The organism is Pediococcus sp. M21F004, assembly GCF_051122535.1.
Taxonomy (GTDB): Bacteria; Bacillota; Bacilli; order Lactobacillales; family Lactobacillaceae; genus Pediococcus; species Pediococcus inopinatus.
Map to the genome: position 1 here is coordinate 1,329,046 of NZ_CP177314.1, position 14,405 is coordinate 1,343,450.

At 38.1% G+C, this 14,405-nt stretch carries 12 protein-coding genes; 6 read left to right on the forward strand and 6 right to left on the reverse strand.

Annotation, left to right across the window (positions count from 1 at the left end):
* Positions 1 to 14: 14 nt before the first annotated feature.
* The 5 genes from gyrB to dnaA all read right to left on the reverse strand — a co-directional run bounded on the left by gyrB (position 15) and on the right by dnaA (position 6,320).
* Entirely contained in the window at positions 15 to 1,958 is a 1,944-nt protein-coding gene (gyrB, locus tag ACLHK8_RS06835) for a DNA topoisomerase (ATP-hydrolyzing) subunit B (RefSeq protein ID WP_057773940.1), read from the reverse strand.
* 35 nt (positions 1,959 to 1,993) lie between these two features.
* Positions 1,994 to 3,112 carry a DNA replication/repair protein RecF gene (gene recF, locus ACLHK8_RS06840; protein WP_057773930.1) on the reverse strand — a complete coding sequence of 373 codons (1,119 nt, stop codon included), beginning with the start codon at positions 3,110 to 3,112 and terminating at the stop codon, positions 1,994 to 1,996.
* A 2-nt stretch (positions 3,113 to 3,114) separates the two neighbouring features.
* On the reverse strand, positions 3,115 to 3,345 hold the full coding sequence (yaaA, locus tag ACLHK8_RS06845; protein ID WP_057773929.1) for a S4 domain-containing protein YaaA: 231 nt from the start codon (positions 3,343 to 3,345) through the stop codon (positions 3,115 to 3,117).
* 314 nt (positions 3,346 to 3,659) lie between these two features.
* Entirely contained in the window at positions 3,660 to 4,799 is a 1,140-nt protein-coding gene (gene dnaN, locus ACLHK8_RS06850) for a DNA polymerase III subunit beta (RefSeq protein ID WP_434520255.1), read from the reverse strand.
* A gap of 174 nt (positions 4,800 to 4,973) precedes the next feature.
* A complete protein-coding gene (gene dnaA / locus ACLHK8_RS06855; protein ID WP_057773925.1) occupies positions 4,974 to 6,320 on the reverse strand; it encodes a chromosomal replication initiator protein DnaA in 1,347 nt (448 codons plus the stop codon).
* Positions 6,321 to 6,875: 555 nt separating this feature from the next.
* Here dnaA and rpmH point away from each other — a divergent pair.
* From rpmH to jag, 4 genes are all read left to right on the forward strand, one after another.
* A complete protein-coding gene (rpmH, locus tag ACLHK8_RS06860; protein ID WP_080945492.1) occupies positions 6,876 to 7,010 on the forward strand; it encodes a 50S ribosomal protein L34 in 135 nt (44 codons plus the stop codon).
* Between the two features lie 120 nt (positions 7,011 to 7,130).
* A complete protein-coding gene (rnpA, locus tag ACLHK8_RS06865; RefSeq protein ID WP_057773923.1) occupies positions 7,131 to 7,490 on the forward strand; it encodes a ribonuclease P protein component in 360 nt (119 codons plus the stop codon).
* Positions 7,491 to 8,327, forward strand: a complete 837-nt coding sequence (gene yidC, locus ACLHK8_RS06870; RefSeq protein WP_057773921.1) for a membrane protein insertase YidC — start codon at positions 7,491 to 7,493, stop codon at positions 8,325 to 8,327.
* A gap of 82 nt (positions 8,328 to 8,409) precedes the next feature.
* Positions 8,410 to 9,195: an RNA-binding cell elongation regulator Jag/EloR gene (gene jag / locus ACLHK8_RS06875; protein WP_057773919.1), complete on the forward strand. Its 786-nt coding sequence runs from the start codon at positions 8,410 to 8,412 to the stop codon at positions 9,193 to 9,195.
* A 68-nt stretch (positions 9,196 to 9,263) separates the two neighbouring features.
* On the opposite strand, the gene ACLHK8_RS06880 is transcribed toward jag, so the two are convergent.
* Complete coding sequence (locus ACLHK8_RS06880; protein WP_057775614.1) at positions 9,264 to 10,691, reverse strand: ISNCY family transposase; 1,428 nt, start codon at positions 10,689 to 10,691, stop codon at positions 9,264 to 9,266.
* A gap of 275 nt (positions 10,692 to 10,966) precedes the next feature.
* Here ACLHK8_RS06880 and mnmE point away from each other — a divergent pair, with 275 nt between their 5' ends.
* Both mnmE and mnmG read left to right on the forward strand, forming a co-directional pair.
* Positions 10,967 to 12,358 carry a tRNA uridine-5-carboxymethylaminomethyl(34) synthesis GTPase MnmE gene (gene mnmE, locus ACLHK8_RS06885; protein WP_434520256.1) on the forward strand — a complete coding sequence of 464 codons (1,392 nt, stop codon included), beginning with the start codon at positions 10,967 to 10,969 and terminating at the stop codon, positions 12,356 to 12,358.
* A gap of 76 nt (positions 12,359 to 12,434) precedes the next feature.
* The gene (gene mnmG, locus ACLHK8_RS06890; protein WP_057773915.1) at positions 12,435 to 14,342 is read left to right on the forward strand and encodes a tRNA uridine-5-carboxymethylaminomethyl(34) synthesis enzyme MnmG; all 1,908 of its coding nucleotides are present in this window, start codon (positions 12,435 to 12,437) and stop codon (positions 14,340 to 14,342) included.
* Positions 14,343 to 14,405 lie beyond the last annotated feature (63 nt).

Genomic DNA, 14,405 nt, shown 5'->3' on the forward strand with positions numbered 1-14,405 from the left:
CCTCCAATCCTAAATTAAACATCTAAGTTTTCTACATAAACTGCATTATCTTCAATAAATTTCCGTCGGGGTTCAACACGATCACCCATTAACATATCAAAATCACCACTAGCTTCATCCGCATCTTCAGCAGAAACTCGCAATAGACGACGGTTATCTGGATTCATCGTTGTTTCCCACAATTGTTCAGCATCCATTTCACCTAAACCTTTGTATCGTTGGATAGCGGGTTTAGGACTAGGTGGCAATTGACTCAATGTTTCTTGCAACTCTTCGTCTGAATCAATATATTTAATCATTTTTCCTTGGCGAATTTGATACAACGGTGGCTGGGCAATATATACATAGCCTGAGTCGATCATGGGACGCATGTACCGATAAAATAGCGTTAATAGCAATGTTCGAATATGAGCACCATCGACATCGGCATCGGTCATAATAATCAATTTATGATAATTAGCCTTGGTTACATCAAATTCCTCACCAAAACCCGTGCCAAGCGCCGTAAATAGTGAACGAATTTCTTCATTTGCTAATACTCGATCTAAAGTCGCTTTTTCAACGTTAAGGATCTTACCTCGAATCGGTAAAATTGCTTGTGTTAAACGAGAACGACCTTGTTTAGCACTCCCGCCGGCGGAATCTCCTTCGACAATAAATAACTCACTAATTGCAGGATCTTTCGACGTATTATCCGCCAATTTTCCTGGTAAGTTGTTAATCTCAAGGCCACTCTTTTTCCGAGTAACTTCACGAGCTCGTTTTGCAGCAATTCGTGCTTTAGATGCTAACAGCCCCTTGTCAATTACTTTACGGCCAGTATCAGGATTTTCCATTAAGAACTTATTGAAATGTTCTCCAAACACGTCATTAACGGCGGTTCGCGCATCAGAGTTTCCTAATTTAGTCTTCGTCTGACCTTCAAATTGAGGGTCAGGATGCTTTACACTGACAACGGCGGTTAAACCTTCACGAACATCATCACCGGATAAGTTATCTTCAGTATCTTTTAGTAAACCAGTTTTATGTGCGTAATCGTTAACAACCCTTGTTAAGGCCCGCTTAAAGCCTTCTTCATGAGTCCCACCTTCATACGTATGAATATTATTCGTAAAAGTGAGCAGCTTACTTTGGTAGCCTTCTGTATATTGCATGGCTACTTCGACCGTAATGCCTTTTTCGACCCCTTCCACATAAATTGGTTCAGGGAACAAAACATCCTTACCTTCATTCAGATAATCGACATAATGGCGAATTCCACCTTCATAAAGAAAATCATCTTCAGTAGATTTTTCCGGACGTAAATCTTTAAGCGTAATTCGTAATCCTTTATTTAAAAAGGCCAGTTCACGAATTCGGGTCCGCAAAGTTTTAATGTCAAATGTGGTTGTTTCTTGAAAAATATCTGCATCTGGTAGGAAGTGGACTATTGTGCCATGGGCATGGGGTTCAGAATCACCAATGACTTTCATAGGTGTCTTAACTTTACCGCGGGTGAAATCCATATAGTAGATCTTACCATTGTGCATGACTCTGACGTCTAATTCTTCTGATAAAGCATTAACCACCGAAGCACCAACACCATGTAAACCACCGGAAACTTTATAACCGCCGCCGCCAAATTTACCACCGGCATGTAAAATTGTGAAAACTGTTTCCAAGGCAGACTTACCCGTCTTAGCTTGAGTACCAACTGGGATACCCCGACCATTATCAAAGACTGTGATGCTGTTATCTTTTTCGACTGTTACATCGATTTTATCAGCGAATCCAGCTAATGCTTCATCAATTCCGTTATCAATAATTTCCCAAACCAAATGATGAAGACCTTGGGCGCTGGTTGAGCCAATGTACATTCCGGGACGTTTGCGAACTGCTTCTAGCCCTTCAAGAACTTGAATTTGACTCGCATCATATTCTTGGGCTTTTTCTTCTTTGCGTTCCCGAGCAGCTTCAATTTCTTCTGCTGATTTTGTTTTATCGTCTGCCAAAATTATTCCTCCTTATGCAAAGTCCCGTTACTAATCGTAAATATTCGGGGCTCATCAATTAACTGCCGTGCAACCCCACTCAAACTCGTTGTTGTCAAAAAGGTTTGCACCTTATTTTGAATCGTTTTTAGTAAGTGTGTCTGGCGATCATCATCCAACTCTGACAAAACGTCATCCAAAAGTAAGATTGGGTATTCTCCCGTTTCTTCTTTCATAAGATCAATTTCCGCAAGTTTCACACTTAGAGCCGTTGTCCGTTGCTGTCCTTGAGAACCAAATGTCTGCACATTTTTTCCATTAACCAAAAAACGCACGTCATCTCGTTGGGGCCCGACTAATGTGGTTCCCTGCTGTAACTCACGTTCTTGATGTTCTACAAAAGCTTCTTGAAGTTTTGTATACAGCTGATCAACGGTTAATTCTTTGCCTTGATCGACCTGAGAAACATACTCAAAGGTCAGATGTTCTTTACCTAATGATATCTGGGTATGCAGCTGTTGAGCCCATTTTTCTAGTTTTTTTAAAAATTGACGGCGCTGAAATATTATTTCAGCACCGTAAGCAGCTAATTGGTCGGACAGGACTCCTAAAAAGACTTTGTCACTATGCACTTTGAACTTTAACTGCTTTAAATATTGATTTCTTTGCTTCAAAATAGTCCGATATTGCGCTGAATTATAGAGATACTTGCTACTCATCTGGCCAAATTCCATATCGATAAACCGTCGGCGAATAGCTGGCGATCCTTTTACTAACGACAAATCCTCTGGCGCAAACAAAATCACGTTTAATTGACCAATATATTGGGATAATTTACTTTGCTCGATGTGATTTACTCTAGCTCGTTTTCCTTTGGCACTTAATTCTAATTCCAAAGGCATTGAACTCATCGTTTTTTTTACCCGTGTGGCCAACTGTGCCGTATCCGCATCCCAATTAATTAGGTCGCGATCATTCGACGTCCGGTGACTACGAGTTAAAGCTAATACATAAATAGATTCCAATAAATTAGTTTTTCCTTGCGCATTTGCACCTAAAAGCACATTTACGCCTGGAATAAATTCAGTCTTTAAGTCAGTGTAATTTCGAAAATTATGAAGACTAAGATTCTCCAAGTACATGCTTATTCCTCACGTCTTGAACGAATGAGAAATAACCCTTCACCTGGAATATTAACCGTATCATTCGGATATAGCTTTTTTCCTCGCCGATCCTCGGGCTCATCGTTAACTTCTAAAGAATGTTCACGAAGATACCATTTTGCCTGACCACCAGACCCAATAATGTCTTCCATTTTCAGAAGCTGACCAAGCGTAATGAATGGTGTTGTTATTAAAACTTTATGTTCTTCCAAATTTACAACCACCTTTACTCTTCCAAATTTCTAATGCCATTCCGTTTTTGTTTTTATGGTCAAAATATCCGATCATCAGAATTAAATAACGAAATTTATTTTTAAATAAAACTTTATTAAATACTTATCTATTATACCTTTAAAAAGGGAAAAAAACAAACTCAGAGGCCGTGTTTTGCGTTTTAAGCCGTTTTAAACATATTTAGCTACTTTTGACTTTTTTTGCGTATTTTTCTCAAATCCTCAAAATTTAATTTTCAGATAAAAAAAGATCAAAACGCGTTGTTCGCATTTTGACCCGTTATTTTAAATTTTTAGAATGTTCGTACTGGCGTAATTAACTGAATAAAGTTTTCTTTATCTTCCGTTGGTACTAACGTAAATGGACGTAATGCTGAAGTAAACGAAACTAAAATTTCAGTTTGTCCAAAAGAATGTAAAGCATCTTTCATGTAATCTGGGTTAAATGAAATTTCTAAATCATCACCATCAACAGCCTTGGCGTCTAATTGTTCTTCGACGTTTCCGACATCAGGAGAATTTCCAGAAATTACAATTTGATTGTCCTCGGTAGCAATTGCTAATTTAACAACATTATTACGACTTTCATGTGAAAGTAGAGATGCCCGTTCAATTGCAGCCAATAATGCTGGTGCATTAAATTCCAAGGTTGTAGTTGACTCCTTTGGAATTAAACGGGATGTGTCAGGATAGTTTCCTTCCAACAAACGTGAATAAAACGCTGTGTCACCTAAAGTAAACAACACTTGGTTTTCGGAGATCCGCATAATGACATCCGGATTTTCTTCACCAATCATCCGAGACAACTCAACGAGACTTTTCCCAGGGATGATCACATCATATTTACCTGAATTAGCTTGGGGTAATTTAATTTTACGTTGACTTAAGCGATGACTATCTGTGGCCACTGCCATAAACTGGTCACCATCAATGCTGAAATGAACACCAGTTAAAATTGGACGACTTTCCTGAGAAGAAACGGCAATTACGGTCTGGCTAATAAGTTGCTTAAAGACGTTTCCAGAAAGTTGAATTTGATCATTGCCATCTAATTCTGGTAAATGAGGATAATTATTAGCATCTAAACCATTAATTGTGAACTCTGCGGCCCCAGAAGAAATCTTTGTTTGAAAACCATCCGTAATTTCAACTGTCATTGATTCTTCAGGAAGTCGTTTGACAATATCACTGAAAAAGTGAGCTGGTAAAACAATTTTTCCTGGATCTGCAATTGTTAGACCGTTGTCTTCTTTTTTTGCGTCTAGCACAGTTTCAATAGAAATATCAGCGTCACTACCTGTTAGGATGATCTGATCCGATGTGACGTCTAATTTTAAACCAGTTAATATCGGAATTGTGGTTTTTGATGAAATAGCTCGTTGCACATCATTTAGTTTTTGAATGAAGGTATTTCTTTTGATTGTGAATTTCATTAGGGACTCTCCTTTTTAGCAAATGTATTTATATATAATTATATAGTAAAAGTAGCAGTAGTAATAGGGCCTGTTGATATTGTGTAAATGTAACCTAACGCTTAGATAGGTCTTTGATCTACCATGTTGATAGAATGTGGATAACTATTCCGGTAATTCACAGTTGTCCACAGCCTAAGGTTTGAGCTCACTTTTTAGATCGCCGATTTGACGTTGCAAATCATCATCTTTTTTCAGAGCCGCTGCAATTTTTTCGTGCGCGTGAATAACTGTCGTATGATCTTTACCACCAAATTCCATCCCGATTTTTGGTAAGGAGGAATTAGTTAGCTCACGAGAAAGATACATCGCGATTTGGCGGGGCATTACAATGGATTTCATCCGTTTTTTGCCTTTTAGATCAGAAATAGATGTGTGATAATACTTGGCAACTTTGTCTTGAATAAGCGAAATAGAAACTTCACTAAACTTGGTTCCGAAATTTAGACTGCGCATGGCTTCGGATGCTAAATCGGTAGTAATACTGGTACTTTGTAAGTTTGCATAAGCTTGTACTCGAGCTAATGCGCCCTCTAACTCTCGAACATTAGAATCAACCTGTGTGGCAATATAGTTTAAGGCTTCGTCAGGAATTTCAATGTTATCTGCCATGGCTTTTTCGCGCAAAATAGCAATTCGTGTTTCTAAATCAGGCGGTGTAATATCAACTGATAATCCCCATTTGAAACGGGAAACTAGACGTTCTTGCAACTTAGGAATTTCGTTTGGTAATCGATCAGAAGTGAGAACAATTTGTTTTTGATTACCATATAATGCTTCGAAAGTATGGAAGAATTCTTCTTGGGTCGCCTCTTTGTCGGCGAAAAATTGAACATCATCTACTAAAAGAAGGTCCACATTCCGATAAATTTCGCGGAATTCTTCTTGATGTTTTGACTGAATAGCATTGATAAAATCGTTAGTAAAAGCTTCACTAGTAACGTATTTAATGTTGGTATTGGGGTTATTTTTTAAGATTTGATGACCAATTGCGTGCATCAAATGGGTTTTACCTAAACCAACACCACCATAGAAAAACAAGGGATTATACATAGTTCCTGGTTCCTCGGAAACGACTAAAGCGGCCGCATGGGCCATTTGATTACCTTTACCTGTAACAAAGGTGTCAAACGTGTACTTATCGTTTAAAGTGGTTTTCTCCATGAAATCAGGAGTTTCTCTTGGTTTTTCTGCAGCCGGTTTTTCTTTTTCAGCTTTTTCAGTCTGCTCACCTTCTAAAACAAAGTCAGGTGTAATGTCGGCCTGCGTAATTAAATAAGCATATTCAACAAATTTAGGTGCCAAATGTTGTTTCCAGTAGTCTCGGTGTAACGGAGAAGGCAATTGGATGGTCATGACACGATCCTTTAAATCAATAGGTTTGGCAACATCGATCCAAGTAGAAAAACCGAGCGATGAGATATCGTTATCTTTTTTAAAATCGGCTTTAATTTGGTCCCAGAGTTCATTTTTACTTAGCACAAAAACCCCTCCAAAGTGGCGTATAATTTATTTTTTGTGTTTTCAGTCGTTAATCGAAGGAAACAATGAATTAAGTTTAGCATGAAAAAAAAAAGTTTTCCACAGGATGTGGACAACTTTTTAAAATAAATAACAGCCAGTGAAGAAAATTGTTAACAGGTTGTTGAAAAAGTCTGAAAATTTCACGTTTTTTCAGGTTATTCACATCAAACTGTGGACAACTATAGTCCGGTAAATCTAGCTTTCTGATGGTTATCCACTGAAAATCACAAAAATGTGGATAACTCAATCACAGGGGGTGAATATCCGGATAAGTTTGGGACAGACGGTGGAAAAACAAGAATTAAAAAATTTTTTATCCACAATGTTATAACCAGCAGAATTTTATTTTGTGGACAAAACTAAAGTTTAAACATAATCTTTTTTAATTAAGACCTTTGCATGACGGTTAATATGTGATACTATATTATGGTAATTGTAATTAGATACTGAGTTGATTTCATTAATATAAATGAAACTATAAAAATTTCAGTGTTGTTATGGGAGGTGTACGAATTGAAAAGAACATTTCAACCAAAAAAACGTCATCGTTCACGTGTTCATGGTTTTCGTAAACGTATGAGTACAAGCAACGGCCGTAGAGTTTTAGCACGTCGACGTCTCAAAGGCAGAAGAGTATTATCTGCATAAGGCCACTGATCCCAGTGGTCTTTTATTTTTGAAGAGATTTTCAAAAACAACAGACAAGGACTCTTTTGTTCTATATAATATGTAGAAACTTGATAATACGATATATTTTGGAGAGAGATCATGCGTAAGTCATACCGTGTAAAAAGAGAAACAGAATTTCAAAAGGTCTTTGAAACCCATAATTCATTCGCAAACCGTAAGTTTGTTGTGTATGTTATGGAAAAGCCCGGGCAGCCTCATTTTCGTGTGGGAATTTCTGTTGGTAAAAAAATCGGTAATGCGGTAATGCGGAATTTTATGAAACGGCGCATTAACCAAAGTGTTCTCGAGTTTAAACCTCAATTGCGTCAAGATATTGATTTTTTGGTCATTGCACGACCGCAAGCTTCTGGTCTTTCAATGAAAGAAACCAAACAGCAATTGAAACATGTATTCACGTTAGCTAATATCTTAACTACTGATCAAAGTGAGGAAAAATAAGTGAAACACAGCAAAAGAAATATGGTGATGATGGCAGTCGCCAGTTTAACGCTTCTGTTAGCGGGTTGTAGCACGTCTCCAATCACAAATCATAGTACTGGTATCTGGGATCATTGGATTGTTTACAATTTCTCACGAGCAATTATTTGGTTATCTAATTTATTTGGTAATAATTTTGGCTGGGGAATTATTGTCTTTACCATTATTATTCGGATCATTATTTTACCTTTAATGATTTACCAAACTAAATCTTCTATGAAGACGGCTGAAATTCAGCCTAAGGTTCAGGCACTGCAGAAGAAATATTCTTCTAAAGATGTCGAGACTCAACAAAAGCTTCGTGAAGAGCAACAAAAATTGTATGCTGAGGCCGGTGTTAATCCGGTTGCGGGGTGTTTACCATTAATTGTCCAGTTGCCAATTCTGTACGCATTGTATGCGGCTGTTAGTCGGACAGAGGTATTAAAGGCCGGGACATTTTTATGGCTTCAATTAGGTGATAAAGATCCTTACTTCATTTTGCCCGTCATTGCCGCAGTTTTCACTTATATTAGTTCATGGCTCAGTATGAAGTCACAACCTACTCAAAATGGTATGACAACGATGATGACAATCGGAATGCCCGTAATTATCTTCTTTACGGCTCTGAGTGTGCCATCTGCTGTTTCTCTTTACTGGGTTGTTACAAATATTTTCCAAGCTGGTCAAACGATGCTTCTTCAAAATCCCTTCAAGATTAATCGGGAACGTGAAGCAAAAGCTAAAGCAGAACAAGATAAGAAACGCGCGATTGAAAAAGCTAAACGTAAAGCCTACAAAGGTCGAAATAGAAAATAACAAGACTGGAGATTGGAATTTAGGTTCTGGTCTTCTTTTTTAATACATAACGATAATTGTGTAAGGGTAAAGGAGGGAAAATATGGCAACTTATAAAGGTGAAACGATTGAAAAAGCTGTTCAAAGTGGTTTAGCCGATTTAGATGTTAGTCGCAGCGAGGTTTCTATCAAAACACTTGTTGAACCAAGACGGGGATTCTTAGGAATTGGGAAGCGATTAGCAGAAATAAATATATCAATCATTGAGCCTCAGAAATCAGTAGTGGCTAAAGAACCTGTTATTTCTGAGCCAAAAAAAGCAGAACATTCTGAATCCGAGGTTCACGCAAAGCTCAATGAAGTAGATGATGAAACTAAAGCTGAAGTTCATAATCAGCCTAAATCCGCGACGCGCCCTCGCTTGAATGATCAGGTTGTTGCAGAACTACAGGATTATTTATCTAAAATTGTGGCACAGCTCGGAATCAAAGCAACGGCCACCAATCATTTCCATCATCGCGATGTTCAAATAAATTTCAGTACAGAGCAAGAAGGCATGCTGATCGGAAAACATGGTCGTACGATTAATGCTTTACAAACTTTGGCTCAGGTTTTTCTTTTGCATCACGATATTGCTCATGCAAACGTCAATTTAGATGTTGAGAATTACCGTGAACGACGAACCGAAACTTTGCAGCATTTGGCAGAAAGTACTGCTCGTGAGGTTGTGGCAACTGGTGATCCTGTCTTTTTAGATGCCATGCCAGCGTTTGAACGAAAAGTGGTTCATGCAGCTTTGACAAATAACCATTTTGTGACAACTTTTTCGGAAGGTCATGAGCCACATCGGTATGTAGTCGTTGCCCTTGTTCAAGATGAACAGCTATAAAGTAAGTAAAACAAATGTCAATCGGTAAGGAAAAATGTCTCAATAATCATTGAACATCCTTGTCAAATTTAAATCTCATATGCCATATGATTTGCTCCTTTTTCGGAATACCCAATTGTACGCAAATAGTCGCGATAATTGGCTCTCCTCCATGGGTGGTTCATAGAAGCCTTGGGCTTCTTGTTCTTTGGGGCCATATTAGATGGTTTTTCAATAATAACCTCGAAAGCTGGCGAAACTAAGTCATGATCTGCAAGCGGATGTAAATCAAATATTTGATCTGCATCTGTAGTAGCGTAAAGCTTACCAGTTAAAGTTTTAACGATTAAGACCTTAGTTCGTGGTTTTAAACAAACTAGCTTATCTGATTCAAATAATTGATATTCCTGATTATTTAATTTGACAGTGTGACCAGATGAAATTGAGCGCTCTCGAGTTGTGATTAAAATCTGATCAATTTCTGAAGATGTAAGTTGTTTGTCAAAGCCACTCGTGTTAATTTTAATAGGTAAAGCAAACTTTTGATTGAATTCTTTTACAAATGGGTTGAGGAAGTCGTTAGCTTGCTCAATTGTCGTTGTATTTGCTAGTTTAAGTTCATTTAAAAGTCGGCTTTGTAGTGTTTCAAAAAGGCGTTCAATTCTGCCTTTGGTTTGCGGTATGCTAGTCACTGAGAGTTTGGTTCCCAGTGACTTACACGCATAACCGAATTGAGTGAGTGGGTTTTCCTTCGTTGGAGAATCTGCTTTTTTGTTTGAGTTAAAAACCGTTCTTCGGTCTGTTAAAATCTCATACGGGATTCCAAAAGAAGTCAATATTTGAGCCATAACTTGATAATAAGCGTTTAACGTTTCTTCGGTATCAAAGTAGGCGCCAACAATCGCACCACTATAATCATCAATCGCGGCATGTAGATAAGTCTTTGTATTGCCGAACCAGAGCTCAACCGAGGCATCCATCTGAATAAGTTCACCGGCAAATTTTTTCCTAGCGCGTGACGGATGAGCCTTTATTGCTTCCACTGGTTCAACAACTTGTAAGGTCTTTTCGTCACGTTTAGACAAAGCCTGCCGTTGTTCCTTGAGCTTTAATTCTTTGCGTATTTGTCTTTTGGTATTGTGATGAGCTTTGGGTGACAGAACCCGATGGGTTCTAAGTATTCGTCGTAAAGTTGATTCAGAAACTTGAATACCTTCTCTACTTAATAAAAACTCATAGAAATGGGAAATATTGAAGCCTTGGTAATCAGTTTCATACAGCTTAATAATTCGATTGATTTGTTTGGTTGAGATCTTATTCTGTGGCTTTTTGCCAGTATTGCCATGCACAAAGCTAGATTTACCCTTAGTTCGATATTTGATTATTAATCGATCAATTTGTCGTAATGATAGATTTAATTCAATACTAGCTCGACAACGATTCTTTCGTTCATTAACTACTTGCTGAATTACTTGATATTTGTGGTCTTCTTTCACTGTTAAAACAACCTTTCTCATGTTGTCCACCTCCATTAACTATTTTGCCGGAGGTGAAACATATTTGCGAGACATTTTTGCTGACCAATTAGTTAAGACATTATCACTGGCGAACAACATGAACAGCTATAAAGTAAGTAAAACAAATTGACAAATCGGCAGTAAAAATTTAAGATATAAACATTAATTCTTATTTGAGATAAAGTAGTGAAAGTACTTTACCACGTTTAACCTTTTAGGGCGTGGACTAGGTGCTTTTTTTATTTGACTTGAGTTATTTGGAAAGGAAATTGAAAATGCAAGAGACAGCAACCGAATTAGATACCATTGCGGCAATTTCAACACCGGCTGGCGAAGGAGGCATTTCAATTGTCAGAGTGAGTGGCAATGATGCTTTGGATGTAGCTTCACGGATCTTTAAAGGAAAAAATCTTCATGAAGTTAAAAGCCATACGATTAACTATGGACATATCGTCAATCCCAAAACTAATGGCAAAATTGATGAAGTGATGGTTTCTGTCATGCTGGCGCCTAAAACATATACTTGTGAAGACGTCGTTGAGATTAATTGTCATGGTGGGATTGTGCCAACCAATGATATTTTGCAGTTAGTATTGAGTAATGGGGCCCGAATGGCAAAACCGGGTGAGTTTACCGAGCGAGCCTTCTTAAACGGGCGAGTGGACCTTTCTCAAGCAGAAGCGGTTATGGATCTGATCAGAGCCAAAACAGACCGTTCTATGAAGGTTGCTTTAAATCAGCTTGATGGTGATTTGTCTCATCTGATTAAGAATTTGCGGCAGGATATTTTAGATGTTTTGGCACAAGTTGAGGTTAATATTGATTACCCCGAGTATGACGATGTTGAAACAATGACTAGTAAATTGTTACGCGAGAAAGCTGTTGAAGTGAAGGCACAGATTAAACAACTGTTGCAAACGGCTCAAGAAGGTAAAATTCTTCGTGATGGTTTAGCAACAGCCATTGTTGGCCATCCTAATGTGGGTAAATCAAGTTTGTTAAATCGGATGTTACATGAAGATAAAGCGATTGTGACAGACGTTGCTGGCACTACTCGTGACGTTTTGGAAGAGTATGTAAATGTTCGTGGTGTGCCGTTGAAGTTAGTTGATACAGCTGGAATTCGCGAGACCAATGATAAAGTTGAAAAAATTGGTGTGGAACGAAGTCGTAAAGCGATCCAAACTGCTGATTTAGTATTGTTGGTCTTGGACAGTAGTCAGCCCTTATCCAAAGAAGATCGCCAACTTATTGATGTAACTAATGAAGCTAAACGGATTATTATCCTTAATAAAACGGATCTTCCCCTTCAACTAGATGTGGACGAGTTATTAAAACTAGTTCCTGAAGACCAAATTATTCGAACTGCAGCTACTGAAGGAATTGGTTTGGATGATTTGAAGGAAAAAATTGCTAAACTGTTCTTTGGTGGGATTGAAAGTAATCAAAATAGCGTGATTGTGACCAATGCACGACATATTGGATTGTTAAATCAAGCAGAGGATGCACTTGATTCAGTTCTTCAAGGATTAGATGATGGTGTGCCGGTTGATTTAGTTCAAATTGATATGACTCAGTGCTGGGATCTGCTTGGTGAAATTACCGGAGATAGCTATCAAGATGAATTATTAGATCAACTATTTAGTCAATTCTGTTTAGGTAAGTAAGTAAATTAAGTTAAATGAAGTTAATTATAAAACAAATTATGAAGCTGATTGAAGCTCAAATGGTGGAGGAAAAGGCATGACAGAAGTAAAACAGTACGCAGGCCGAGACTATGATGTTATCGTGGTTGGTGCTGGACACGCTGGTTCAGAGGCAGCTTTAGCGGCAGCAAGAATGGGCAATAAAACATTATTAATGACAATTAATTTAGATATGGTTGCTTTTATGCCATGTAATCCATCTGTCGGCGGTCCCGCAAAAGGAATTGTAGTTCGGGAAATTGATGCCCTTGGCGGTGAAATGGGTAAAAACATCGATAAAACCTATGTCCAGATGAGAATGCTGAACACAGGTAAAGGTCCAGCTGTTCGTGCGTTGCGAGCACAAGCAGACAAACATGCCTATCATGCACAAATGAAAAAGACGATTGAAGATGAACCTAATTTAACCCTTCGTCAAGGCATTGTGGATGATCTGATTGTTGAGGATGGCGTATGTAAAGGAGTTATCACAAACACCGGCGCACGTTATCATGCAAAAAGTGTGGTACTAACTTTGGGAACTGCTGCTCGTGGGAAGATCATTATTGGAGAATTGATGTATTCTTCAGGTCCAAATAACTCACAACCGGCTATGGAATTAACCAAAAATTTATTAAGTTACGGATTTAACCTGGAACGGTTTAAAACGGGAACACCACCGCGTGTGGATGGTGGCACAATTCATTATGATGAAACGGAAGAGCAACCTGGTGATGAAGAACCTAATCACTTTAGTTTTACAACGCCGGATAGTGATTATATCGATGTAAAGAACCAGCTTTCATGTTGGTTAACTTATACCAATGAGTATACACACAAAATTATTCGCAAAAACTTGGATCGTGCACCAATGTTTTCAGGATTAATTGAAGGGGTTGGACCTCGTTATTGTCCTTCAATTGAAGATAAAATTGTCCGCTTTGCTGATAAGGATCATCATCAGTTGTTTCTTGAGCCTGAAGGCCGAAACACTGATGAATGGTATGTTCAAGGACTTTCAACTTCAATGCCAGAAGAAGTTCAGCAAGAAATCTTACATTCCATCAAAGGTTTAGAAGACGCTGAAATGATGCGTCCGGGCTATGCCATTGAGTACGACGTGGTTGCTCCTTACCAATTGAAACCAACTTTGGAAACCAAGATCGTTAAGAATTTGTATACCGCTGGGCAAACAAATGGGACATCCGGTTATGAAGAAGCTGCTGGTCAAGGTCTAATGGCTGGGATTAATGCTGGATTAAGCGCATTGGATAATGGTCAATTTACCTTGAAACGAAGCGATGCCTATATCGGTGTCATGATTGACGATTTAGTGACAAAGGGAACTAAAGAACCTTATCGTTTACTTACAAGTCGTGCAGAATATCGTTTGATTTTACGACATGATAATGCTGATTTACGATTAACAGAAATGGGTCATGAGCTTGGTTTGATTGACAATGATCGTTATCAAGGCTATTTGAATAAAAAAGAAGAAATCGAAAATGAACTTCATCGTTTGGATACAATTCGGATTAAGCCCAAACAAGTAAGTGAATTTCTTATTTCTAAAGGTGGACACGAATTAAAGGATGGTGTGCTAGCCTCAGAATTTTTACGTCGTCCAGAAGTTACGTATCAAGACTTGTTACAATTTATTCCGGCTCCAGATAAAGAATTGGATCGGCGGGTTGTTGAACAAGTTGAAATTGAAATTAAATATGCAGGGTACATTAAGAAAGCTAAAGAACGTGTAGAACGTTTGAAGAAAATGGAAGCTAAAAAGATTCCAGATCATATTGATTATGAAGCAATTAATGGCTTAGCTACAGAAGGTCGCCAAAAGCTGCAAAAGATTCAACCACAAACAATTGCACAAGCAAGTCGCATTAGTGGTGTGAATCCCGCGGATATCGCAATTTTAAGTGTTTATATTGAACAAGGTAGAATTGCTAAAGTTAAATAAGCTAAAAGTGTCTAGTTATCAAAAACGCCACTATCATTTAATTGATAGTGGCGTTTTTTTTAG